This window comes from Novosphingobium sp. GW821-FHT09E05 (assembly GCF_059416165.1).
This window is the reverse complement of the sequence record NZ_JBWKOQ010000003.1, coordinates 1-23,850: the sequence shown is the minus strand read 5'-3', so window position 1 is coordinate 23,850 and position 23,850 is coordinate 1. Positions and strand designations below refer to the sequence as shown.

General features: G+C 68.3%; 15 protein-coding genes. 9 read left to right on the top strand and 6 right to left on the bottom strand.

Going from position 1 to position 23,850, the window contains the following annotated elements; genetic code table 11:
* The first annotated feature begins 105 nt into the window (after positions 1–105).
* The gene (locus AC07M9_RS14615; protein ID WP_494884554.1) at positions 106–915 is read left to right on the top strand and encodes an AraC family transcriptional regulator; all 810 of its coding nucleotides are present in this window, start codon (positions 106–108) and stop codon (positions 913–915) included.
* Here AC07M9_RS14615 and bglX read toward each other — a convergent pair.
* From bglX to AC07M9_RS14600, 3 genes are all read right to left on the bottom strand, one after another.
* On the bottom strand, positions 881–3,151 hold the full coding sequence (gene bglX, locus AC07M9_RS14610; protein ID WP_494885041.1) for a beta-glucosidase BglX: 2,271 nt from the start codon (positions 3,149–3,151) through the stop codon (positions 881–883). The genes AC07M9_RS14615 and bglX overlap by 35 nt on opposite strands.
* A gap of 91 nt (positions 3,152–3,242) precedes the next feature.
* Positions 3,243–5,525 carry an FdhF/YdeP family oxidoreductase gene (locus tag AC07M9_RS14605; protein ID WP_494884553.1) on the bottom strand — a complete coding sequence of 761 codons (2,283 nt, stop codon included), beginning with the start codon at positions 5,523–5,525 and terminating at the stop codon, positions 3,243–3,245.
* A gap of 107 nt (positions 5,526–5,632) precedes the next feature.
* Positions 5,633–6,817, bottom strand: coding sequence for a TetR/AcrR family transcriptional regulator (locus AC07M9_RS14600; RefSeq protein WP_494884551.1), 1,185 nt, complete (start codon positions 6,815–6,817; stop codon positions 5,633–5,635).
* A gap of 207 nt (positions 6,818–7,024) precedes the next feature.
* Between AC07M9_RS14600 and AC07M9_RS14595 the strand changes: the two genes are divergently transcribed.
* Positions 7,025–8,080: a tyrosine-protein phosphatase gene (locus AC07M9_RS14595; RefSeq protein ID WP_494884549.1), complete on the top strand. Its 1,056-nt coding sequence runs from the start codon at positions 7,025–7,027 to the stop codon at positions 8,078–8,080.
* A gap of 103 nt (positions 8,081–8,183) precedes the next feature.
* On the opposite strand, the gene AC07M9_RS14590 is transcribed toward AC07M9_RS14595, so the two are convergent.
* Together AC07M9_RS14590 and AC07M9_RS14585 are read right to left on the bottom strand one after the other, a co-directional pair.
* A complete protein-coding gene (locus AC07M9_RS14590) occupies positions 8,184–9,638 on the bottom strand; it encodes an alginate export family protein (RefSeq protein WP_494884547.1) in 1,455 nt (484 codons plus the stop codon).
* A gap of 57 nt (positions 9,639–9,695) precedes the next feature.
* On the bottom strand, positions 9,696–11,021 hold the full coding sequence (locus AC07M9_RS14585; protein ID WP_494884546.1) for a dicarboxylate/amino acid:cation symporter: 1,326 nt from the start codon (positions 11,019–11,021) through the stop codon (positions 9,696–9,698).
* 235 nt (positions 11,022–11,256) lie between these two features.
* Between AC07M9_RS14585 and AC07M9_RS14580 the strand changes: the two genes are divergently transcribed.
* Both AC07M9_RS14580 and AC07M9_RS14575 read left to right on the top strand, forming a co-directional pair.
* Positions 11,257–12,963, top strand: a complete 1,707-nt coding sequence (locus AC07M9_RS14580) for a sensor histidine kinase (protein ID WP_494884545.1) — start codon at positions 11,257–11,259, stop codon at positions 12,961–12,963.
* A complete protein-coding gene (locus AC07M9_RS14575; protein ID WP_494884544.1) occupies positions 12,960–14,267 on the top strand; it encodes a sigma-54-dependent transcriptional regulator in 1,308 nt (435 codons plus the stop codon). The genes AC07M9_RS14580 and AC07M9_RS14575 overlap by 4 nt, the downstream gene beginning before the upstream one ends.
* 7 nt (positions 14,268–14,274) lie before the next feature.
* Here AC07M9_RS14575 and glpK read toward each other — a convergent pair whose 3' ends face one another.
* Positions 14,275–15,768, bottom strand: coding sequence for a glycerol kinase GlpK (gene glpK / locus AC07M9_RS14570; protein ID WP_494884542.1), 1,494 nt, complete (start codon positions 15,766–15,768; stop codon positions 14,275–14,277).
* A 167-nt stretch (positions 15,769–15,935) separates the two neighbouring features.
* Between glpK and AC07M9_RS14565 the strand changes: the two genes are divergently transcribed.
* The 5 genes from AC07M9_RS14565 to AC07M9_RS14545 all read left to right on the top strand — a co-directional run bounded on the left by AC07M9_RS14565 (position 15,936) and on the right by AC07M9_RS14545 (position 23,723).
* Positions 15,936–17,489, top strand: a complete 1,554-nt coding sequence (locus tag AC07M9_RS14565) for a glycerol-3-phosphate dehydrogenase (protein WP_494884540.1) — start codon at positions 15,936–15,938, stop codon at positions 17,487–17,489.
* A gap of 150 nt (positions 17,490–17,639) precedes the next feature.
* Positions 17,640–21,053, top strand: coding sequence for a response regulator (locus AC07M9_RS14560; RefSeq protein WP_494884538.1), 3,414 nt, complete (start codon positions 17,640–17,642; stop codon positions 21,051–21,053).
* 95 nt (positions 21,054–21,148) lie between these two features.
* Positions 21,149–21,991, top strand: a complete 843-nt coding sequence (locus tag AC07M9_RS14555) for a CheR family methyltransferase (RefSeq protein WP_494884537.1) — start codon at positions 21,149–21,151, stop codon at positions 21,989–21,991.
* Positions 21,988–22,557, top strand: a complete 570-nt coding sequence (locus AC07M9_RS14550; protein WP_494884536.1) for a chemotaxis protein CheB — start codon at positions 21,988–21,990, stop codon at positions 22,555–22,557. The genes AC07M9_RS14555 and AC07M9_RS14550 overlap by 4 nt, the downstream gene beginning before the upstream one ends.
* Positions 22,557–23,723 (top strand): hybrid sensor histidine kinase/response regulator, encoded by a 1,167-nt coding sequence (locus tag AC07M9_RS14545; protein ID WP_494884535.1) that lies wholly within the window; start codon positions 22,557–22,559, stop codon positions 23,721–23,723. Before AC07M9_RS14550 ends, AC07M9_RS14545 begins: the two co-directional genes overlap by 1 nt.
* Positions 23,724–23,850 lie beyond the last annotated feature (127 nt).

Genomic DNA, 23,850 nt, shown 5'->3' with positions numbered 1-23,850 from the left:
CAGGCTCCGTCGTTTTGGTTGGCCCGCATCGTACTCGCCAACCGGTTGACCGTCTCACTGCCATCGGCCAATCTTTGGTGCCAAGCGGCCAACAGGAGAGGCGCGATGGAGGATATTGGTCTGGTTACGCTGGTTGATCCGGCAGTGCGCCCGCGCGCGGGCGTCATCATACAGGACGCCTTCGACCTCGACTGCCCGTGGCACCACCACGACATGCATCAGCTGCAATATGCCTTTGCCAGTGCCATGGAACTGGAGGACGGCCGGGGTCGCCACCTGCTGCCGCAGACGCTGGCGGGCTGGATTCCGGCGGGGGTTCCGCACCGCAACAGCGTGCATCACGTTCCCTCCGTATCGATCCTGCTGTCGGCCGACATGGTGCCCGATCCCGGCGAGCGGGTGCGCATCGTGCGCGTATCGCCGCTGATGCGCGAGATGATCGCCGAGGCCATGCGCTGGCCGCTGGAACGCCCGCTCGACGCGGTCGGCGAAACCTATTTCACCGCTCTGGGCCATCTGTGCGGCGAGTGGATCCGCAACGAGGCGCCGTTCTCCCTGCCGACTGCGGCCGACCCCGCCCTGCGCGCGGCCATCGCGGCGACACTAGGCGACCTTCCCGAAGCCACGCTGGGGTCGGTCTGCCGCGCCGCCGGACTCTCCGAACGCACGCTGCGCCGCCGTTTCCGCGCCGAACTCGGTCTGGGTTGGGATGAGTACCGTCGCCGTGCCCGGCTGCTGCGCGCGATCGAGGCGATGGCCACCAGCCAGGACTCCATCGCCCGGATCGCCGCCGACGTCGGTTTCGAAAGCCAGAGTGCCTTTGCCAGCGCCTTCCTCCGTCTCACCGGCACGACGCCGCGCGCCTTTCGGGCGGCGGGGGTCAGTCGCGGGGCGGTTCCTCGGCATAGAGCGTGATCTGGCCGTGCAGGCCGTCCACGGAGGACTGGCCGACCCACAGGTCGAACAGGCCCGGCTCTGCGATCCGCCTGTTGCCGGCGCCGACGAATTCGAGGTCGGTGCGCGAAAGAGCGAACCGCACCGTGCGGCTGCCGCCGGGGTCGAGCGTCACACGTTCCATGCGCTTCAGTTCACGGATCGGGCGGGTCCGGCTGGCGACGCGGTCGCGGATGTAGAGCTGCACCACCTCGCTGCCCTTGCGTTGGCCTTTGTTGGTCAGGCGCACGGTCACGTCGATACTCTTGTCCCAGCGGAGCGCGGCATCCGAAAGCTCCAGCCTGTCGAGGACGAAGCGCGTGTAACTGAGGCCATGGCCGAACGGGTAGCGGGCGCTGTTGTCGGTGGTGGCATAGCGGGCCTTGTATTCGGTGCTGCCCGGGCCCAGCACCGGTCGCCCGGTCGACTTGCGGTCGTAGAAGAACGGCTCCTGGCCCGATTCCCAAGGAAAACTGACCGGTAGCTTGCCCGAGGGATCGACCTTGCCGAGCAGGATGTCGGCGATGGCGTTGCCGCTTTCCGAACCGAGGAACCAGGTTGCGAGCACGGCATTCGCGTTGGCCACGCCTTCGTGCAGTGCCAGCGCACGGCCATGGCGCAGCAGCACGACGACGGGTTTCCCCACTGCCGCGACCGCATCGGCAAGCGCCTGCTGGGCGAGGGGGATCTCGATCGTGGTGCGCGACTGGGCCTCGCCCGACATGTCCTGCGCCTCGCCCAGCGCCAGGAGAACGATATCGACATCCTTGGCGGCTTTCACAGCCTCGGCGATGCCGCCCTCGATCGCTTCGTGAATGCCGCTGCCGGGCACGACGGTGAGCTTTGCGCTATCGGGCAAGGCGGCGCGCAGGCCGCTGGCAATGTCCACGCCCTTGCCGGGATCACCGTAGAAGGCCCAGGGGCCGTAGAGGTTGTCGCGGTCTTCGCCGAAGGGTCCGATCAGCGCGATCGTTTGCCGCTTCTCCGGGGCGATCGGCAGGATGCCGTCGTTCTGGAGGAGCACGACCGAACGCGCAGCCGCCTCGCGGGCGAGCGCGCGGTGGGCGGGGGTGGCGATGTCTCTGGCCTCCACCTCGGTATCGAGCGAGCGCCAGGGGTTTTCGAACAGGCCCATCGCCGCCTTGACGTAGAGGATGCGGCGTACCGCCACGTCGACCGTCGCTATCGGCACCGCGCCGCTTTTTACCAGTTCGGGCAGATAGCGGATGTAGAGGCCGCTCTGCATCGACATGTCGACGCCGGCCAGCACCGCGAGGCGGGCGGCATCGCGCTCGTCCTCGGCGAAGCCGTGGGCGATCAGTTCCTCGTCGGCGGTGTAGTCGGAGAAGACAAAGCCGCGAAAGTCCATCTCGCCGCGCAGCAGGTCGGTGAGCAGCGCGCGGTCGGCGGTGGCGGGCACGCCGTTGATTTCGCTGAACGCCGCCATCGTGGTAAGCGCGCCGGCCGCGAAGGACGAGCCGAACGGCGGCAGGTGCGTCTCGCGCAGCGTCTCGTCGCTGATGTCGACGCTGCCGTATTCGAGGCCGCCGGCCACCGCGCCATAGGCGGCGAAGTGCTTGGGGCACGCAAGCAGCGAGTCGTTTCGGCGCAGATCGCGGGTCTGGAAGCCGCGCACCCGGGCGGCTGAGAGCAGCGCGGTGAGCGTCACGTCCTCGCCCGCGCCCTCGACCACGCGGCCCCAGCGCTGGTCGCGGGCGACGTCCGCCATCGGCGCGAAGGTCAGGTGCAGGCCCGCTGCCGTGGCCTCGGTCGCCATGGCCCGCGCGGTGCGCTGGGCGAGCACGGGGTCGAAGCTGGAGGCTTCGGCGAGAGGGACGGGGAAGATCGTCTTGAGACCGTGGATCACGTCGCCCGCGAAAATCAGTGGGATGCCGAGGCGGCTGCCCACCGCCATTTCCTGCGCGCGGCGGGCTCCAGCCACGCCGATGCCGTTGAACAGGCAGCCGACGCGCCCCTTGCGGATCTCCTGCGCGAGGCGCTTTTCATCCTGGATGCCGGCGTCGGGGTTGGGCGGGTTGAAGGGCCGGAAACTGTCGGCGAGGCAGGTCATCTGCCCGGCTTTCTCCTCGATCGTCATGCGTTTGATGAGATCATCGACGCGCGTGACCTCATCGGCGCCGAGCGCCATGCGGCTCATGCCGAGCGCGAGGGCGCTGCCGACGATGCCCGAGAGCAGGCTGCGACGGTCGAAGTTCAGCGCAGAAGGGCGGGTCGGTCGGGAGGAATGCATTCCGGACCCCTAAACGAAAGGGGCGCGCTTTGTTGCACTGCGGCAGACGAGGCGCCTTTTACGCGGGATGGGCCGCTGGCTGTTCTGCTGCAGCGATCATGACGGGGATCGACTTGTAAGCCGGTGTACCGCTCGCAGGATCGAAATTATCCAGTGGAACGAGGCAGTTGGCCTCGGGGTAATAGGCGGCCAGCGACCCGCGCGCGATGGCGTGGCGGACGACCGTGAAGCCCTTGAGCGTTCGGCCGGCCGGGGTGCTGACGTCTACCCGGTCGCCATGCGCCAGCCCGAGCATGGCGAGGTCGACCTCGTTGGCGAAGATCACGTCGCGGCGCCCGGTAACGCCGCGATAGCGGTCATCGTAGCTGTAGATCGTGGTGTTATACTGGTCGTGGCTCCGGATAGTCGTGAGCAGAAGGGGCTGGCCAGGGCCGTCCTCGACGTGCGGGTGGGGGATGAACTGTGCCTTGCCGCTGGGGGTCTTCCAGACGCGGTCGTCGGGGGCGATGGTCAGCCGAAAGCCGCCAGGTTTGCGTACACGCAAATTGAAGTCGCGGAAGTCCGGATAGACCGCCTCGATACCTTCGCGAATGCGGTCATAGTCAGCGATCATGCCTTCCCAGTCGATCGTGCTCTGCGGCAGTGCAGCGCGGGCGAGGCCGGCAACGATCGCGGGTTCGGAGCGAACCATCGGGCCCGGCGGCTGGAGCTTGCCGCGCGAGGCATGGACCATAGACATGCTGTCCTCGACGGTCACCCACTGCGGCCCGGCCGCCTGGAGATCCAGTTCGGTGCGGCCGAGGCAAGGCAGCACCAGCGTCTCCTTCGCATGCAGCAGGCAGGTGCGGTTGAACTTGGTGACGATGTTCACCGAGAGGTCGAGGCCGCGCACCGCGGCAAAACAGGCCTCGGGATCGGGCATGGCGACGGCGAGGTTGCCGCCCAGCGAGATCAGCGCCTTCGAGCGCCGGTCGCGCATGGCGGCGAGCGCCTCGACCGCGTTATGGCCGTGATTGCGCGGGGAGGTGATCCCGAACGCGGCGTCGAGGCGCTCCAGCATGTCCTCCGTGGGCAATTCGGTGATGCCGACGGTCCGGTCGCCCTGCACGTTGCTGTGGCCGCGCAGGGGGCAGATACCCGCGCCGGCTTTTCCGAACTGCCCGCGCAGCAGGAGCAGGTTGGCAATGGCCTGAACATTCTGGGTACCATGGGCGTGCTGCGTGATGCCCATGCCGTAGCAGATGATGACGCGCTCCGCCCCGGCATAGACCCTCGCCATGCTTTCGATCGCCTCGCGGGTGAGGCGAGACTGGTCCTCGATCCAGGTCCACGAGGCGGCCTCGACGTCGGCCTTCAGTGCCTCAAATCCCTCGGTGTGCTCGTCGATGAAGGCATGGTCGATGATGCCGCCCTCCGCCTCCTCGAGCGCGAACAGCGTCTTCATCATGCCCTTGAGCATCGCCATGTCGCCCCCGATCCGGACCTGATGATATTCCGAGGCGAGCGGCGTTGAGCCCGGCGTCAGCATCTCGGTAGGATGCTGGGGCGACTTGAAGCGTTCCAGCCCCCGCTCGCGCATCGGATTGGCGACGACGATTGGCACCCCACGTTTGGAGGCGGCGGCCAGCGTCGAAAGCATGCGCGGGTGGTTGGTACCGGGGTTATGACCGATGCAGAAGATGGCGTCGGCGAGGTCGAAGTCCTCGAGCGTCACCGTACCCTTGCCGATGCCGATCGACTTGGGCAGGCCGGTCGAGGTCGCCTCGTGACACATGTTCGAGCAGTCGGGGAAGTTGTTAGTGCCGAACTCGCGCGCGAAAAGCTGGTAGAGAAATGCCGCCTCGTTGGAGGCGCGGCCCGAGCAGTAGAACTCCGCCTCGTCCGCTTGATCGAGCGCCTGCAATGCGGCTCCGGCGCGCGCAAAGGCTTCGCTCCAGCTGACGGGGACGTAATGGTCGGTCTCGGGGTCGTAGCGCAGCGGCTCGGTGAGACGGCCCGCGTCCTCGAGGTTGTGATCGGACCACGCCCACAGCTCACTGGCGGAATGGCGGGCGAAGAAGTCGGGATCGACGCGCTTGACGGTGGCTTCCCAGGTCACCGCCTTGGCGCCGTTCTCGCAGAATTCGAAGGAGGAGGTGTGCTTGGGGTCGGGCCAGGCACAGCCCGGGCAGTCGAAGCCGTCGGGCTGGTTCATCTGCAGCAGCGCGCGGGTGTCCGGGCTCGTCCGCATCTGCTCGGCGACCGTGCGGGCGACTGCGCCAAGGGCGCCCCAGCCCCCCGCCGGGCCCTTGTAGTCGCTGATGCCTTCGAGGTCTGCTTCGGCGTCGTGTGAGTGGGACATCGAGGTTTCCGATCCGAAGGGGAAGGACGGTGGGTTGCCCGCGGCTGGGAGCCCATATGCTCCCAGATGGTTGCTTCGCCTGAAGAATTCCAGTGCGCCAGCCGCCGTCAGGTCAGCAAATCCAGCAAGGTATCAATTTCGCTGCGGATGCCGGCTTGGGCCAGCGGCTTTTCTGCGCCCGCAAAGCATCGGATCTGCGAGGTCGTGAAGGAGGAGAACAGCGACGCCTCCGTCGGCGTTATCGCCCGTCCCGTCCCGACCAGCGCCTGCAGGGTGCCAAGCGAGGTGCGGCCCCGCAGATAGCGCAATTGCAGCCCGAACTCGCTGAGCGAGGAGTCGCGCGCCACCGCCACGAACAGTTCGTCGCTGCCGCGCACGCTTGCGCCGCCCAGGATCATGTCGCCGATCGCGGCCAGCACCGTGTCCCGGTCCGGGGATGTGAGCGACGCCGGGCTGCCCTTCATGTTGTTCAGGCTGGCGGTGTAAAGCCCCTCGAACCCGGCTTCCAGCAGCGCCGACTTGGTGGCGAACTTGTGCGAGACCATGCCGAGCGTCAGCCCGGCGCGATCCGCGACGGCGCGGTGCGTCAGGCGCGCGACGCCGACATCGGCAATCAACTCCGCGGCGGCGTTGACGATCCGCGTGGCGGTATCGTCGCGCTGCCGCAGGCTCGGCATCGAGCGGTTGGCCTCGGCGCGGGCAAAATCGCGCCACGGGGTCTCGGGCACCGGTTGCCGGGCAAGCCAGGCGCCGAGTACCTGCGCGGTCTCGTCCAGTGCGGCACGGTCGATCAGGCGGCGCCACCGGATCATGTGCAGGAAGCTCTCGTTCTCGAACACGCGGCTGGCGATGTGCGCGCCCGCCCCCAGCGCGAAGCGGTCGCCCGCCTCCCGCCAGAAACCGGACCAGAGGCGGTCCCACTCGGCGGACAACGGCAAGAACAGCGGGTTGAATTCGGCCAGAAGCTGGCACTCGCGCCAGACGAAGGCGAGGCGGCGCTGGGCATTGCACCATTCGTCGACGATCTCTGCGAAGAAGGCCGGAAAGGCGACCGGCGTGGCCGTCAGGCCCTCGAACTGTGTCAGCCGGTCGTTCATCCATGCGTCGGCTCGCGTCAGCGATGCCTGCTGGCTGGATGAAAACAAATGTTCCAGGGATCCGAAATGATGGTAGATCGACGATACCGGCGCGCCAGCAAGCAAACTGATGCGGCGGGCAGACAATGCGGCGCTGCCGTGGTTCTCCCAAAGGCCTTGAACGGCTTGGACAAATCGATCAGATGATGGTTCCATGACGCTTTTTCGAATGCCTATAAATAGGATGGCGAGCAGGTGCACAATCTGGCGTAGCAGAGACCAGGGCTGCAATCGAGCAATACCGGGCCGATTGATCCTTACTCACCGATCGCCGGGGAGCGTCACTCAAAATACATACATTCGTTCTATCGTTACCCTGTCCATACAGGGGAATCTTTAAGCTTCTGACCGGGAGGACCTGAAATGAAGAAGATGACCGCGAATGCGCTGATCGCCCTGACCGCGGCGTTCGCTGCTTCGCCCACGTCGGCGCGCGAACTGGCGACGATGACCCGCCTGGACGCGCAGACCGTCGAGCTGGTGCGCGAGGATTCCGCGCCCGTCGCGGTTTGGATCAGCGCCGACACCAGGCTCGACAAGGGTGACCACCGCTTCGCCGCCAGCAGCAAGGGCACTAAGCTTATGTTGACGATCCCGGCGAACGAGCGGCGCTATGTCATCCTCGTGGGTAAGGGCGGCAGGCACACCATCATCGCCGAGCGCGTCGTTGCGGTCCAACAGGGCAGCAACTTTCGCGATGTCGGTGGCTACCTGACGAAAAGCGGAAAGGCGGTGAAATGGGACAAGGCGTTCCGCTCGGGCGCGATGCCGCTGCTGACCGATGCGGACTACGCACTGCTGGGACAGCTCGATATCGGCAGCGTCGTCGACCTGCGCAGTCTGGAGGAACGGCAGGTCGCGCCGGACCAGCTCGACGATCGCACGGGCGCGCTGTTCCTCGCCAACGACTATTCGCTCAAACCCCTGATGGCGAACTTCGCAAAGGGTGGCGGCGAGAACCTTTATAGGGGCATGGAGAAGCTGCTCGCGCCACAGTATCGCGCGATCTTCAAGCGTCTTATCGCCAACGACGGCGCAGTGCTCTACCACTGCTCGGCGGGGCAGGACCGCACAGGAATCGCAACCGCCTTGCTTTATGACGTGCTGGGCGTGGATCGGGAGACGATTGTCAGGGACTACCACCTCTCGACCGCCCTACGTCGTCCGCAGTACGAGATGCCGAAGATCGATCCCAAGGATTACCCGGACAACCCGATAGTCCAACATTACTTCGCCCGCAGCGAGGCGCAGCGTAACCAGCCCGAGCCGCTTTTCACCAGGAACGGCGCCTCGCATATCGTTCAGTTTTTTGCCTACCTCGACAAGGAATATGGCGGGTCAGAGGGGTATCTGAAGCAGGTGCTGGGGTTCACCGACGCGGACATTTCCAAGCTGCGGGCGAGCATGCTGGAGAGTTGAGGGCGGTGCGGGGACCCGCGCGGAAGGCTTCCGTCCCCACGAAAACTTCCGTCGCCCCCGCCTTCGCGGGGACGACGTCCGACCTTGTCCAGGGAGGGGCAGGTCAGAACCGCAGGCTGATCCAGCCTGCGAGGAAATCGGAGCTGTGATAGCCCGCCTCGGTGAGTGATGGGCCGGCGTCGAGGTGCTCGTATCGACCGGTGAAGGAGACGCGCGGAGTCAGGTTCCACACAAGCTGGAGGCGCGTTAGATCGGCTATCTTGCGGGCGCGCACGTTTTGCGTATTCGCAAACGGCTGACCATTGGCGCGGTAGACCGCGTCGTGGAGGGTGTCGCGCCAGGCCAGTTCGTACTCGGCTGTAATGCGCGCGTTCTTGAACGGGGTGAAGCTGACGTTGGGGGTCAGTGCCACAAGGTTCGAGGGCGTGAGGAACAGCTGGTAGCTGAAGTAGATGTTGTTGCCGAAGGGCGAATAGGCATTGCGCAGCTTGCCGTCGCCGTATCCGCCGCCGCCGCTCGCATAGTCGAAATGGACGCCGACGCGCGGGGCGGTCTTGCCCTCGCCGATGCGGTAGGTCTGGGCGATGAAGGCCTGCCAGGCGTCGATGTCCTGGTCGAGGTAGTAGCCCCACTGGTGGTTGACCGACCAGTCGATGTTCAGCGCACCGACGTCGCCCTTCAACTGCGCGCCCACGTATTTGCGCGTTGCCGGACCGATGCGCCCGCCCCAGGCGCCGACGTCGTTGTGACGGCGCCACAGGAAAGTATCGAGCACCAGGCTCGACTTGCCGAGGAAGGTGCTGGGCAGCACGAAGCCGAGGTTCACGCCTGAGAAACGCCGGGCCGGATCGTTCACGTCGTCATCGGTGCCGAGATCGCCGTAGGCGGTGGGGCGCATGTCGAACATGCCCGCGCGCAGAGTCGTCCCGCGCGCCCACGCGCGCCAGCCGTTGAGCGTGTAGCGGATGGTGTTGTTGTCGCGCTGCGAGGTGAGCAGGTTGGGTCCGTCGGTGAACTCCTGGCGTCCGTAGCGCACACCGAAGTCGATGCCCGAGATCTCGGCACTGGCCTCGACGAAGGACTGCTGAACGACGAGGTCGTTGCGCAGGGTTGCGGCAGGTACGCCAAGGTTGCGCCCCGAAATGCCGCCATGCGCCAGCTCGCCATAGGCGCGCAGGTGCGGGCCCATGTGTAGGTCGGCTCCCGCTACCACGCGGGTGATGTCCTGACGCTGCGCATCGGCCTCGCGCAGGTTCGGGTTGGTCGACTCGTTCACCCGCAGGCGCAGTTCGCCTGACAGCGTCAGGTAGACGTCGCCGTCGTCGTCCAGCGGCAGGAACTTGAGCCGGTCGAGCGGGTCGTCGCGCTTTTCCGGGTCGGCCTTTGACGTCCAGTCCTCGGCCCAGCGGGAGAGGGCGTAGCCGTCCTTGGCGGCGGCGTCGCCGTTGGAAGCCAGCGGATAGGCGGCCTTTGCCGCCTCGGCGCGCGCCAGTTGGGGCGCGATGACGGAGGCAAGCGAAAGGGTGGCGGCCAGGAGCCGCGCGGAAACGGTGGTCATGCTATATCCCTTGTGCGCGCGTCCTGTGTGCCGCGCGGCGTGTCTGGGTGGGCTGGCTTACTCGGCGGGTAGGGCGTGGGCCGGCATCGGCATGGCATGGCCGTTCAGCGCGGCGTCGAGCGCCGCGTGGTCGAGGCGGCCTTCCCAGCGCGAGACGACCACGGTGGCTACCGCGTTGCCGATGAAATTGGTGAGGCTGCGGCACTCGGACATGAAGCGGTCCACGCCCAAGATCAGCGCCATGCCCGCGACCGGCACCGACGGCACGATCGAGAGCGTGGCCGCCAGCGTGATGAAGCCCGCGCCGGTCACGCCCGCCGCGCCTTTGGACGAGAGCATCGCGACGCTCAGCAGGAGCAGTTGCTGCCCCAGCGTCAAGTCGACGTTGCAGGCCTGCGCAATGAACAGCGCCGCCAGCGTCATGTAGATGTTGGTGCCGTCGAGGTTGAACGAATAGCCGGTAGGGACGACGAGGCCGACCACGGCCTTGGGGCAGCCGGCGCGCTCCATCTTCTCGATCAGCGCGGGCAGCGCGCTTTCCGAGGACGAGGTGCCCAGCACCAGCAGCAGTTCGCCCTTGAGGTAGGCGATCAGCTTGAAGATCGAGAAGCCGCAGAGCCTTGCCACCGCGCCGAGAACGACGACCACGAACAGGATCGAGGTCGCGTAGAAGGTGGCCACCAACTGGATGAGGTTGGCGAGGCTGCCGACGCCGTACTTGCCGATGGTGAACGCCATCGCGCCGAACGCACCGATGGGCGCGAGCTTCATGACGATCGAGACGAGCTTGAAGATGACGGCCGACACGTCCTCGAGGATCGAGAGGACCTTGGCGCCGCGATCGCCGATCGAGGCGAGCGAAATGCCGAACAGGATCGCCACCACCAGCACCTGCAGGATGTTGTCCTGCACCAGCGAGGAGACCAGCGTGTCGGGGATCATACCGTTTAGGAAGCCGAGCAGCGTCGTCTCGTGCGCCTTCTCGGAATACTGGACGACCTTGCTGGCATCGAGCGTGGCGGGGTCGATGTTGAAGCCCTCGCCGGGGCGGACCACGTTGGCGACGATCAGGCCGACGATCAGCGCCAGCGTCGAGAAGAACAGGAAGTAGGCGAAGGCCTTTGCCGCCACGCGCCCGACCGAGCCAAGGTCGCGCATGCCGGCGATGCCGGTCACGATCGTCAGGAAGATGACCGGCGCGATCACCATCTTCACCAGCTTGATGAACATGTCGCCCACCGGCTTCAGCGCCTCGCCCGTCGTTGGGTAGAAATGCCCGACCAGCACGCCGGCGGTGATCGCGGCAAGCACCTGGACATAGAGGTGGGTGTACCAGCGGCCGGGGCGCGCGTGCGACGGAGCGGTGGAGGCAATGGTGTTCATGGGGCGACCTGTCTCATCCTCTAGGGCCGGCAACGCCTGGGGCGGTGCTCGAGCCTGACTAAATTGCCCTCTCGTGCGCTGCGCGCAAAGAGAATTGAGAAAAACGACGAGTTATGGAATTTCAATGGGTTGCGAATAACGCCTCCGCATGGCTGTCCAGATATCTGCCCTAGCCACGAGGGGAAAGTGCAGGAACTTGCACATAGATGTGTCCCGGCGTATTCGGATTCGCGTGATGCGAGCACGGAACATCCTCTGGTTCATGGGCGGGCTGGCCTGCGCTTTGCTCGTCGCCTTCGCCGTCGGAGCGGCAGTGCGCGGCAGCGTCACCGCGCGCTTTGCCGAGCAGGCGGCGGCTGACGCCCGGCTGCGCCAGGCGCTGCTCGCCAGCGAGGTCGCGCGCTTTCGCCTGCTGCCCCTCGCGCTGGGGGACGACCAGGACCTCGTCGCGCTGGTTGCCGGGCGGCCCGGCGCAGAAGCCGTGATGAACGCCAAGCTGGAGCGGTTGTCGGGCCAGCTCGGCTCTCCGATCATCTACGTCATCCGCCGCGACGGGCTGACGCTGGCAGCGAGCAACTGGCGCGATCCTCGCAGCTTTCTCGGCAAGGACTACAGCTTCCGCCCCTATTTTCGCGCTGCCTTGAAAAGTGGTGCGGGCGAACAGTTCGCGCTTGGTACGGTGAGCCAACGGCCCGGCCTGTTTTTCGCCCGCCGCGGTGCCGGCGGCAGCGTGGTGGTCATGAAGATGGAGTTCGGCCGGGTCGAGGACCAATGGCGCGAGGCCAGCGGCCTCACGTTCGTGACTGACCGCGAAGGGGTGATCCTCGTCACCAGCCGCCCCGACTGGCGCTATGCCGCGACGCGCGAGCTGGCGCCGGAGCGCAGCCGCATCGAGCGCGCGATCATCGGCGTCGGCGACCTGCGCCCGGCACCCTACGTGGTCCGGCGCGGCGGAAACGTCGCGATTCCGGGTGTGCCCGGCGACTTCCTGTTGACCACCACAAGGCCCAGCCCGGCCGGCTGGCGCGTGAACCTCGCCCTTCCGCTGCGCGGGGTCGAGGCCACGGTGCGCGCCGCGCAGGTCGGTGCGGCGCTGGCGACCCTGGCGCTGTTCGCGCTTGCCCTGTTCCTGCGCGAACGGGGCCGCCGCCGCGCCGAACGCACCGCCCAGCTCGAGGCTGCTGTCGCCGAACGCACCGTCGATCTGCGCCGCGAGATCGAGGAACGCGCCGCCGCCGAGGAACATGCGGCGCAATTGCGTGAGGGGCTGAGGCAGGCGAACCGGCTTGCGACGCTGGGTCAGGTTACCGCCAGCGTTGCGCACGAGACGGCGCAGCCTGTGGCCGCGATCCGCAATTATGCGGCCACTTCGCGCCAGTTGCTCGACATGGGGGCGCAGGATGACGTGCGGGCCAACCTCAAGGCGATCGACCGGCTGGCCGAGCGGATCGGCACCGTAACGGCGGAACTGCGAGGTTTTGCGCGCAAGGGTAGCCGTGCGGGCGGGCCGATCGCGCTGGATGAAGTGGTGGACGGCGCCTGCCTGTTGCTCAAGGAGCGGCTTTCTCATGTCACGTTCGAGCGGCCCGAAAATACCCCCGGCCTGCTGGTATTCGGCGGCCGCGTGCGGCTGGAGCAGGTACTGGTCAACCTGCTGCAGAACGCGCTCGAGGCTCTGGAAAGCCACCCCGAACCGCATCTTGGCGTGACCCTGGACGCACGGGACAAAACTGTGCGGCTACTCGTGCGCGATAATGGTCCCGGTATTGCGCCTGAGGTGGCGGACCGCCTGTTCACCCCCTTCGCGACCAGCCGCCCATCGGGGCTCGGGCTCGGGCTGGTGATCGCCAAGGACATCGCCGAGGACTTCGGCGGCACGCTCCGGCTGCTGCCGTCGGCCGAGGGCGCCTGCTTCGAGATCACCCTGCGGAGGGCGCCGTGAACGGCGGGGCGCGCCGCGTTGCGCTGGTGGAGGACGACGACGACCTGCGCGTCTCCACCGCGCAGGTGCTGACCCTCGCCGGGTTCGCGGTCGAGGCGTTCGCCGCTGCCGAACCGGCGCTGGCGGCGATCGACGCGGGCTGGCCGGGGCTCGTGGTCACCGACGTGCGGATGCCGCATATGTCGGGGATCGAGCTGTTCCGCGCCCTCCACGAGCGCGACCCGGACCTGCCGATCATCCTCGTGACCGGCCACGGCGACGTGACCATGGCGGTCGACGCGCTCAAGGCCGGGGCCTGGGACTTCCTCACCAAGCCGTTCGATCCCGCGGCGCTGGTCGCCGCCGCCGACCGCGCCGCAACGGCGCGCGCGCTCGCGCTCGACAACCGGCGGCTGCGGGCCGAGGCGTCGGGGGACGAGCCCTCGGGCCTCGTCGGCCAGTCGCCCGCGATCCGGCGGCTGCGCGAGATGATCCCGACGCTCGCCAATGCCGACATCGACCTGTTCATCGAGGGCGAGACGGGCACCGGCAAGGAACTGCTCGCGCGGCTGATCCACCGCGCCGGCAAGCGTGTCCGCCATCGCTTTCTGGCGGTCGCCTGCGGAGCGCTGCCCGACGCGCTGGAGGACGAGCTGTTCGCGGCGAGCGGGGAGGCCAGTATCGCGGCGGCCAATCGCGGCACGCTGCTGCTCGACGACATCGACCAGGCCTCGCGGCCGCTCCAGGCGCGGCTGGCGGCGCTGGTCGAGGAGCGGACCCTGCGCAGTCCCGGCGCGCGCGAGCCGCTGCCGCTCGACCTCAGGGTCATCGCCACGGGTGGCACCGAGGGCGGCGAGCTTGCGGAGAAGATCGCGCCCGGCCTGTTCTACCGGCTGGCGGCGCTGCGGCTGCGGATGCCTCCCCTGCGCGAGCGGCGCGAGGACATTCCTGCGCTTTTCGCCCACCTTGCCGGCGCGTCGGCGGCGCGGCTGCGGCGGCCCTTGCCCGAGATGGGGGGCACGGTGCAGGGCCATCTCGCCAGCCATGACTGGCCGGGCAACGTGCGCGAACTGGCGCATTATGCCGAGCGTTTCGTGCTGGGCCTGACCGAAGCGGCGCCCCGCCCCGCCGGCGAAATCCCGGGCGAAACGCTGCCCCAGCGCCTCGATTCGTTCGAGCGCGAGGCGATTGTTGCCGCGGTTCTGGCCGCGAACGGGGAGATCGGGGCGGCGATCGCGCGGCTCGGGATTCCGCGCAAGACGTTCTACTACAAGGTCCACAAGCACGGCATCGACCTGACCGCGCTGCGCAAGGGAGTGCGTTAAGGCGGCATTAGCGCCGCGTTAGCGTGGCCTTTAGCGCGCGGTGCCAGCCGTCGAGCAGGGCGCCGCGGGTGGCCATGTCCATCACGGGCAGATAGCGCCGGTTGCTCGAGCGGGTTGCGGCCACGGCATCGAGGTCGGCCCAGATGCCCACCGCCAGCCCGGCGAGGAAGGCCGCGCCCAGCGCCGTGGTCTCGAGATGCTCGGGCCGCTCGACCGGGAGCTGCAGGATGTCGGCGAGGAACTGGCACAGCCATTCGTTCGCCGCCATGCCGCCGTCGATGCGGACCGCCGAGGGCGTGCTGCCGCCGTCGGCCACCATCGCCTCGATCAGGTCGAGCGTCTGGTAGGCGACCGCCTCCAGCGCCGCGCGGGCGAGGTGGGCGGGCTCGGTGTCGAAGGTGAGGCCGGTGATCGCGGCGCGCGCCTCGGGGTCCCAGTGCGGGGCGCCGAGGCCGACGAAGGCGGGGACCATGTAGACGCCGTGGTTGCCGCCCACCCGCGTCGCCATGTCGTCGGTCTGGCTCGCGTGGGTGATGATGCCGATGCCGTCGCGCAGCCACTTGATCGCGGCGCCGGCGGCAAAGATCGAGCCTTCGAGCGCGTAGGTCATGCGCCCGTCGATGCGGTAGGCGGGCGTAGTCAGCAGCCCGTGCTCCGAGGCGACCGCCTCTTCGCCGGTGTTGAGCAGGATGAAGCAGCCGGTGCCGTAAGTGGACTTCACCGTGCCCGGCGCGAAGCAGGCCTGCCCGAACAGCGCGGCCTGCTGGTCGCCCGCGATCCCCGCGACGGTGATCTGCGCGCCGAACAGGTCGGGATCGGTGGCGCCGAAGACATGGCTGCTGTCGTGGACCTCAGGCAGCATCGCCATGGGCACGCGCAGCAGGTCGCACAGCTCCGGGTCCCAGCGCTGGGCGTGGATGTCGTAAAGCAGGGTGCGCCCCGCGTTGGTGACGTCGGTGGCGTGGACCCTGCCGCCGGTCAGCCGCCAGAGCAGGAAGCTGTCGATAGTGCCGAACGCCAGTTCGCCGCGTGTCGCCCGCGCGCGCGCGCCCTCCACGGCGTCGAGGATCCAGGCCAGCTTGGTGCCCGAGAAATAGGGGTCGAGCAGCAGGCCGGTGCGCGCCCGCACCAGCGGCTCGTGTCCGGCTTCGCGCAGGGCGGTGCAGGTGCCGGCGGTGCGGCGGTCCTGCCAGACGATCGCGCGGTGGATCGGCTCGCCGCTCGCCCGGTCCCAGACGACCACGGTCTCGCGCTGGTTGGTGATGCCGATCGCGGCGAGGTCCGCGGCGGCGAGCCCCGCCTGCCCGATCGCCTCCTTCACGGTGGCGACGACGTCGCGCCAGATGTCCTCGGGGTCGTGCTCCACCCAGCCGCCCTGCGGGTAGTGCTGCGCGAACTCGCGCTGGGCGGCGGCGAGCGGCTGGCCCTGCGCATCGAAGACGATGCTGCGTGTCGAGGTCGTGCCCTGGTCTATGGCGAGGACATGCGAAGCTGCTGGCACTCTCGTCTCTTCCGTCCGTTCAACCGTGCGACAGGGCCGAATGGCGCTCGTGGTCGGTGGGCTCAGGCATCGCGATTGATGCTGGCAAGGCTCATCTCCTAACCATATAGGGCGGCAGGTCAATCGGTGGCCGGCCGGCCCGCCGCCGAACCCAAAAAGGATGGTCGATGTCCGATCCCACAGCGCCCGCAGTCTCCCCCGTGCCGGACGACACCGTCTTCGATCTCCTCGTGGTCGGCGGCGGGATCAACGGCGCGGGCATTGCCCGCGACGCGGCGGGACGCGGCCTGTCGGTGCTGCTGGTCGAGCAGGAGGACTTGGCCTCGCATACCTCCTCGGCCAGCACCAAGCTGATCCACGGCGGCCTGCGCTATCTCGAATACGGCGAGTTCCGGCTGGTGCGCGAGGCGCTGATCGAACGCGAGCGGCTGCTGGGAATGGCGCCGCACATCATCTGGCCGCTGTCCTTCGTGCTGCCGCAGGTGAACAGCCCGCGCCCGGCCTGGCTCGTGCGGCTTGGGCTGTTCCTCTACGACCATCTCGGCGGCCGCAAGGTCCTGCCCGCCACGCGCACGATCGCCCGGCTGGACAGGGATGCCAGGGGCAACGGGCTCAGGTCGGGGGCGATGAAGGCCTTCGTCTATTCGGACTGCTGGGTCGAGGACAGCCGGCTGGTGGCGCTCAACGCCGTGGATGCCGCCGCGCGAGGCGCGCAGGTCCGCACCCGCACCCGGCTGGTCTCGGCCGGGCGCGCGGGCGGCGAATGGACGGCGACGATCACCGATGATCTCGGTGCGCGCGAGGTGCGCGCGCGCATCCTCGTCAACGCGGCGGGGCCGTGGGTGGCCGACGTGATCGGCCGCGTGCCCGATGCCCGCAGTGATCGCGGCGTGCGGCTCGTCAAGGGCAGCCACATCGTCCTGCCCCGGCTCTACGAGGGCGACCATGCCTTCCTGCTGCAGAACCCCGACAAGCGCGTGGTCTTCGCCATCCCCTACCAGGGCGAATACACGCTGGTCGGCACCACCGACGAGGCCTGGGGCGAGGCGCCCGGTGCTGCCGCCATCTCGCCTGCGGAAACGCGCTACCTGCTCGACACGGTCGGACGCTACTTCGCGAAGCCGGTGAGCGAAGGCGACCTCGTGTGGAGCTACGCCGGCATCCGCCCGCTCTACGACGACCGCGCCAGCAGCGCCTCGGCGGTGACGCGCGACTATGTGCTCGACCTCGATGCGCAAGGCGGGGCGGCGCCGATGCTCAACATCTTCGGCGGCAAGATCACCACCTACCGCAAGCTGGCCGAGCACGCGCTGGAGAAGCTCGCGCCGTTCCTGCCCTCCGCGACCGGGGCGTGGACCTCGGGCGCGGTGCTGCCGGGCGGCGATATCCCGGATGGCGACTTCGAGCGCTTCGTCGCTTCGCTCGCCACCAGCCACCCGGCGATGCCGGGCAAGCTGCTGCGCCGCCTGGCCCGTGCCTATGGCACCAGGGCCGAGGCGATCCTCGGCGGCGCGGCCGATCCTGCCGGGCTCGGCCGCCACTTCGGCGGCGATCTCTACCAGGCCGAGGTCGATTACCTCGCCGGCCAGGAATGGGCGCGCAGGGGGCGCGACATCCTGTTCCGCCGCTCGAAGCTCGGCCTCCACCTCGGCGCCGATGTCGAAGCCGCGCTGGACGCGTACCTCTCCGAACCTGCCCGCGCCGGTCCTGCAACGGGGTAGCGCCCGTGGCGGTGCGCCCAGCCTCTCGCGGCGGCGGGCGCGCCCGGCATCGCCGCGCCGGACATCGGGGCAAGCCGGTCGGAATGCCTTGATCTCGGCGCGATTCCACCGCAAGCGGTGTCTCCCCCGTGCTCCCATCCTGGCAGGCAGATGCAAGTCAATTCCAGTCGCGTTGCTCCCACCTCCAAGCGGGGCTTCGATATCCGCCCCCTGTTCGGCCTCGCGGTCGCCGTGCTGTTCTTCGTTGCCAGCGGCACCGTCGCCTATCTGAACGTGCGCACGTTGCGCGACGATTCGCAGAGGATCTTCCATTCGCACGAAGTCATCGTCGCGATGGACGAGCTGCTGTCCGCCGTTCAGGACGCCGAGACCGGGCAGCGCGGGTTCCTGCTGACGGGCAAGGACAAGTACCTCGACCCCTACAACGCCGCGATCGCCGACGTCGACGCGCGCTTCGACGCGATCGCCACGCTGACGCGCGACAATTCCGCGCAGCAGGCCCGGCTGGCGCCGCTGCGCCACCACGTCGACGCCAAGCTCGCCGAACTGCGCGAGACCATCGACACCCGCCGCACCGCCGGGGCCGCCGCCGCTCTTGCGATCGTCGAAACCGATCGCGGCAAGATCGAGATGGACGAACTGCGCTCGCAGCTCAGCGTGATGAAGCAGGAGGAAGCGCGGCTCCGGGTCGAACGGCAGGCCGAGATGGAGGCCGCCTACCAGTCCGCCTGGGTCAGCGGGGTGCTGTCGTGCGTGCTCGGGATCGTGCTGACGCTGGTGATCGGCCTGCTGGTCCGCCGCGCGGCCCGGGCGACCGAGGAGCGGCAGTGGCTGCAGAGCGGCCAGGTCGATCTCGGTGCCGCGATGCTCGGCGACCAGCCGCTCGATCCGCTGGGCGAAAGCGTGCTGGCCTTCCTCGTGCGCTTCGTGGGGGCGCAGGCCGGGGCGATCTTCGCCTCCGACGGCGGGCACTACCGCCGCATCGCCTCCTACGGCGTGCCCGCCGACGCCGAGATCGTCGAGCGCTTCTCGCTGCGCCAGGGCCTGCTCGGCCAGGTCGCGGCGGACGGCGAGCCGGTGCTGCTGGCGGACATCCCCGACGGCTACCTCAAGATCGGCTCGACCTTCGGCAGCGACAAGCCGCGCCACCTCATCATCGCCCCCGTCTTCGCGGACCAGACCGTGCAGGGCGTGATCGAGCTGGGCTTCCTTCAGCCGGTGAACCCGCAGACGCTGGCGTTCCTTTCCGAGATTTCGGCCTCGGTCGGCGTCGCCCTGCGCTCGGCGCGCTACCGCGCGCAGCTGCAGCACCACGCCGAGGAACTGCAGGTCCAGAGCGAGGAGCTGCGCGTCTCCAACGAGGAACTGGAAGAGCAGGGCCGCGCGCTCAAGGAATCGCAGGCCAACCTCGAACAGCAGCAGGTCGAGCTGGAACAGACCAACTCGCAGCTGGAGGAGCAGGCGCAGCTGCTGGAAAACCAGCGCGACGACCTTTCCCGCTCGAACGCGGCGGTGGAACTGAAGGCGCGCGAGCTGGAGCAGTCCAGCCGTTACAAGTCCGACTTCCTCGCCAACATGAGCCACGAGCTGCGCACGCCGCTCAACTCGCTGCTGATCCTTTCCAAGCTGCTGGGCGACAACCGGGGCGAGAACCTGACCGGCGAGCAGATCCAGTACGCGCGCACCATCGAGTCCGCCGGCAACGATCTGCTGGCGCTCATCAACGACATCCTCGACCTCTCGAAGATCGAGGCCGGGCACCTTCAGGTCCGCCCCGAATCCTTCCTCGTCGAACGCATGGCGAGCGACCTGCGGCAGGTGTTCCAGCCCATCGCCGCCAGCCGCAACCTCGAATTCGCCATCGCCATCGACCCGGAATGCGCCAAGTCTATCGAGACCGACCGCCAGCGGCTCGAGCAGATCCTCAAGAACCTGCTGTCGAACGCCTTCAAGTTCACCGAGGCCGGCACCGTCAGCCTCGCCGTCGAGCCGGACGGGGCGGACCGCCTGCTGATCTCGGTCACCGACACCGGCATCGGCATTCCCGAGGAACAGCAGCAGGCGATCTTCGAGGCTTTCCGCCAGGCCGACGGCACCGTCAGCCGCAAGTACGGCGGCACCGGGCTCGGCCTCTCGATCTCGCGCGAGCTGGCACGCCTGCTGGGCGGCGCGATCAGCCTGACGAGCGTCGCCGGGCAGGGCAGCCGCTTCACCCTCTCGCTGCCGGTCACCTACCATCCCGGCGACGTGGCCGAGCGCCCCGAACCGGCGCCGATGGCCGCCATGCCGGCCCTTGCCCCGGCCGCCGTCTCGGCCCGGCCCGCGGCGCCGCTGCCGCGCCAGGTCGAGGACGACCGCGAGACGCTCACCTCCGCCCAGCGCGTGCTGCTGGTGGTCGAGGACGACGCCGCCTTCGCGGGCATCGTGCGCGACATCTCGCGCGAGATGGGCTTCCAGTGCCTCGTCACCGGCACCGCCGAGGAAGCGCTGCACCTGGCGCGCACCTACAAGCCGCACGCGGTGGTGCTCGACGTCGGCCTGCCCGACCAGTCGGGCCTCGCCCTGCTCGACCGCCTCAAGCGCGACGTCGAGACGCGGCACATCCCGGTCCATGTCGTCTCCGGCAGCGACCATACCCAGACCGCGCTGGCGCTGGGCGCGATCGGCTACCTCATCAAGCCGGTGAAGCGCGAGGAACTGGCCTCGGTGCTCGACGCGCTGGCTTCCAAGCTGGCTTCATCCAGCCGCCGCGTGCTCATCGTCGAGGACGACGACGTGCAGCGCGACGCGGTGGGCCGCCTGCTCGCCTCGGGCGATGTCGAGACGGTGGGCGTGGCGAGCGCGGCCGACTGCCTCGAGGCGCTCAGGACGCAGACTTTCGACTGCATGGTGCTCGATCTCAACCTGCCCGACGCCAGCGGGTTCAGCCTGCTGGAGACGCTGTCGAAGGAGAACGCCTATTCGTTCCCGCCGGTCATCGTCTACACCGGCCACGACCTCAGCCCCGAGGACGAGCAGCGCCTGCGCCGGTATTCGGATTCGATCATCATCAAGGGCGCCCGCTCGCCCGAGCGCCTGCTCGACGAGGTCTCGCTGTTCCTGCACCAGGTGGTGACGGAACTGCCGGCCGAGCAGCAGACGATGATCCGTGCCGCGCGCAACCGCGACGCCATCCTCGAAGGGCGCCGCATCCTCGTGGTGGAGGACGACGTGCGCAACGTCTTCTCGCTCACCAACATCCTCGAGCCGCAGGGCGCGCTGGTGGAGATCGCCCGTAACGGGCAGGAGGCGCTCGACGCGCTGGAGACCGCCGCCGGGGACGAGGACAGGCGCATCGACCTGGTGCTGATGGACGTGATGATGCCGGTGATGGACGGCCTCACTGCCACGCGCATCATCCGGCAGGACCCGCGCTGGACGAAGCTGCCGGTCATCACTCTGACCGCCAAGGCCATGCCCGACGACCAGGAACGCTGCATCGAGGCGGGCGCCAACGACTACATGGCCAAGCCGCTGGACGTGGACAAGCTGCTGTCGCTGGTCCGCGTCTGGATGCCGCGCTGAACCTGCGGATGGTGAAATCTCGTCCGGATGCGGGTTTGGGACCGGTTGCCCGTCGTCCGGCGGGAACAACTTGCAGCGAAATGGGCTCCTGATCCATGAACGAAAGCGGCATGGACAGCGAGAAGATCGAGGACATCGAAATCCGGCTCCTGCTGGAGGCGCTGTACCGGCGGTACCACTACGATTTCCGCAACTACGCGCAGGCCTCGATCAAGCGGCGGCTAAGGCAGGCGCGCGAGCGGCAGGGGATCAGGACCTTCTCCGCGTTGCAGGACCGGATCCTCCACGATCCCGCCGTCGCCGCGCGGGTGGTGCGCTTCCTGACCGTGCAGGTCAGCGACTTCTTCCGCGATCCCGCCTACTTCAAGGCGATCCGCGAGAAGGTGGTGCCGCACCTCAAGACCTACCCCTCGCTCAAGATCTGGATCGCCGGGTGCAGCGCGGGCGAGGAACTGCACTCCTTCGCGATCCTGTTCCGCGAGGAAGGGCTGGAGGAGCGCACGCTGTTCTACGCCACCGACATCAATCAGGAAGCGCTCGACGCGGCGGCGCGCGGCATCTACCCGCTCGACCGCATCGCGGCGTTCACCGAGAACTACCGGCTGGCGGGCGGCAAGGCCTCGCTTTCGGACTACTACACCACCGGCTACGGCGGCGCGGTGTTCGACAAGACCCTGCGCGAGCGGGTGGTGTTCTCGGACCACAGCCTCGTCACTGACGCGGTGTTCTCCGAGATGCAGCTGATCTCGTGCCGCAACGTCATGATCTACTTCGACAAGCCGCTGCAGGACCGCGCGGTCGGCCTGTTCCGCGATTCGCTGGCGCGCGGCGGGTTCCTCGGGCTGGGATCGAAGGAAAGCCTGCGCTTTTCCGAGCATGCGCAGGCCTTCTCCGAATTCGTGCGCGAGGAGAAGATCTACCAGAGGCGCAAGGTTTGAGCGCGCCCGGGGCCGTGGCGATCGGCGCGTCGGCGGGCGCGATCCAGGCGCTGCTGCAGATCCTGCCCGCGCTGCCCGAGGATTACGCGTTGCCGGTGCTGGTGGTCGTCCATGTACCGCCCGGGCGGCGCAGCGAACTCACCACGCTGTTCGCGGCCAAATGCCGGATGCGCGTGTGCGAGGGCGAGGACAAGCAACCGATCGAGCCGGGCACCGTCACCTTCGCGCCGCCCGACTACCACATGCTGGTCGAGCCGGGCGCGACGATCTCGCTCTCCGCGGACGAGCCGGTGTTCTTTTCCCGGCCCTCGATCGACGTGCTGTTCGAAAGCGCTGCGGACGCCTATGGTCGGGGCCTCGTCGGCGTGGTGCTGACGGGAGCCAACGAGGACGGGGCACTGGGCCTTCGGGCCGTGGGGCAAGCGGGAGGCGTGACACTCGTGCAGGATCCGGCGACGGCATACGCGCGCGCCATGCCGCAGGCGGCGATGGCGGCTTGCCGGGAAGCGACGGTGCTTGGCCTCGACGGCATCATCGCGGCCCTGCTGGAAGCCGGGGCACGGTGATGGCGGCGGCGATGCAGATGCTCGAACCCGGCGCCGAGGCTCCGGTCCACGTCCTGCTGGTCGACGACCTGCCCGCGAACCTGCTGGCGCTGGAAGCGCTGCTGCGGCGCGACGACCTCGTGCTGCTCAAGGCGGGGTCGGGCGAGGAGGCGCTGGAGCAGCTGCTGCGCCACGATGTCGCGCTGGCGCTGCTCGACGTGCAGATGCCGGGGATGGACGGCTTCGAGCTGGCCGAACTGATGCGCGGCAACGAGCGCACGCGCCATGTCCCGATCATCTTCGTCACCGCCGGCAGCTCTGACAGCCAGCGCCGGTTCCGCGGTTACGAGGCGGGGGCGGTGGACTTCATCCACAAGCCGATCGAGCCGCACGTCCTGCGCTCCAAGGCCGACGTCTTCTTCGACCTCTACCGCCAGCGCCGCCAGATCGCCGCCCAGCGCGACGAGCTGGCCGCCGTCACCAAGACGCTGCGCGAGGCGGACCGCGCCAAGGACCAGTTCCTCGCAGTGCTGGCGCACGAACTGCGCAATCCCGTCGCCGCGCTGATGAGCGGGCTCGACCTCCTGAAACGCCCCCGCGCGCCCGAGCAGGCGGACGAGATCCGCGCGCAGATGGAGCGCATGCTGTTCCACCTCGCGCGCCTCGTCGAGGACCTGCTCGACGTCTCGCGGATCAGCGAGGGCAAGGTCTCGCTCCGGACCGGCCGCGTCGCGCTCGGCGACATCCTGCTCTCGGCGATCGAGGGCAGCCGGCACAACATCGATGCTGCCGGGCATAGCCTGTCGGTCGATATCCCCGAGGCGCCGGTGTGGCTCGAGGCGGACTACACGCGGCTGGCGCAGGTCGTCGCCAACCTGCTCAACAATGCCGCCAAGTACACGCCCGCGGGCGGCCGGATCGACCTGACCGCAAGGCTGGACGGCGCCATGGTCGAGATCGCGGTCGCCGACGACGGGGTGGGCATCCCGCCGCCGATGCAGGCGCAGATCTTCGAGATCTTCACCCAGGTCGAGGATCACCGCGCCCGCGCGCAAGGCGGCCTTGGCATAGGCCTCGCGCTGGTCCGGCGGCTGGTCGCGCTCCACGGCGGCACCATCGCGGTGGCGAGCGAGGGGCAGGGGAGGGGCAGCACCTTTACCGTGCGCCTGCCGGTGCTGCCAGGCTAGGGCGCGACCGGCGGCTATCGGGACGTGCGGAAGGTGGCGCTTGTGTCGGGAATGGGTGGAAAGCCGAAAGGCAGTTAATGGCCTTGATCGACAGAAAGCTGTCGTGCGCATAGCCCGACTGGATGCC

What these genes read in the sequence shown, in the direction of transcription:
- AC07M9_RS14615 (WP_494884554.1), top strand. Translation starts at nt 106, where the DNA reads ATGGAGGATATTGGTCTGGTTACGCTGGTTGATCCGGCAGTGCGCCCG.
- AC07M9_RS14545 (WP_494884535.1), top strand. Translation starts at nt 22,557, where the DNA reads ATGGCGGCGGCGATGCAGATGCTCGAACCCGGCGCCGAGGCTCCGGTC.
- AC07M9_RS14600 (WP_494884551.1), bottom strand. Translation starts at nt 6,817, where the DNA reads ATGGAACCATCATCTGATCGATTTGTCCAAGCCGTTCAAGGCCTTTGG.
- AC07M9_RS14595 (WP_494884549.1), top strand. Translation starts at nt 7,025, where the DNA reads ATGAAGAAGATGACCGCGAATGCGCTGATCGCCCTGACCGCGGCGTTC.
- AC07M9_RS14565 (WP_494884540.1), top strand. Translation starts at nt 15,936, where the DNA reads ATGTCCGATCCCACAGCGCCCGCAGTCTCCCCCGTGCCGGACGACACC.
- AC07M9_RS14560 (WP_494884538.1), top strand. Translation starts at nt 17,640, where the DNA reads ATGCAAGTCAATTCCAGTCGCGTTGCTCCCACCTCCAAGCGGGGCTTC.
- AC07M9_RS14555 (WP_494884537.1), top strand. Translation starts at nt 21,149, where the DNA reads ATGAACGAAAGCGGCATGGACAGCGAGAAGATCGAGGACATCGAAATC.
- AC07M9_RS14590 (WP_494884547.1), bottom strand. Translation starts at nt 9,638, where the DNA reads ATGACCACCGTTTCCGCGCGGCTCCTGGCCGCCACCCTTTCGCTTGCC.
- AC07M9_RS14605 (WP_494884553.1), bottom strand. Translation starts at nt 5,525, where the DNA reads ATGTCCCACTCACACGACGCCGAAGCAGACCTCGAAGGCATCAGCGAC.
- AC07M9_RS14585 (WP_494884546.1), bottom strand. Translation starts at nt 11,021, where the DNA reads ATGAACACCATTGCCTCCACCGCTCCGTCGCACGCGCGCCCCGGCCGC.
- AC07M9_RS14580 (WP_494884545.1), top strand. Translation starts at nt 11,257, where the DNA reads ATGCGAGCACGGAACATCCTCTGGTTCATGGGCGGGCTGGCCTGCGCT.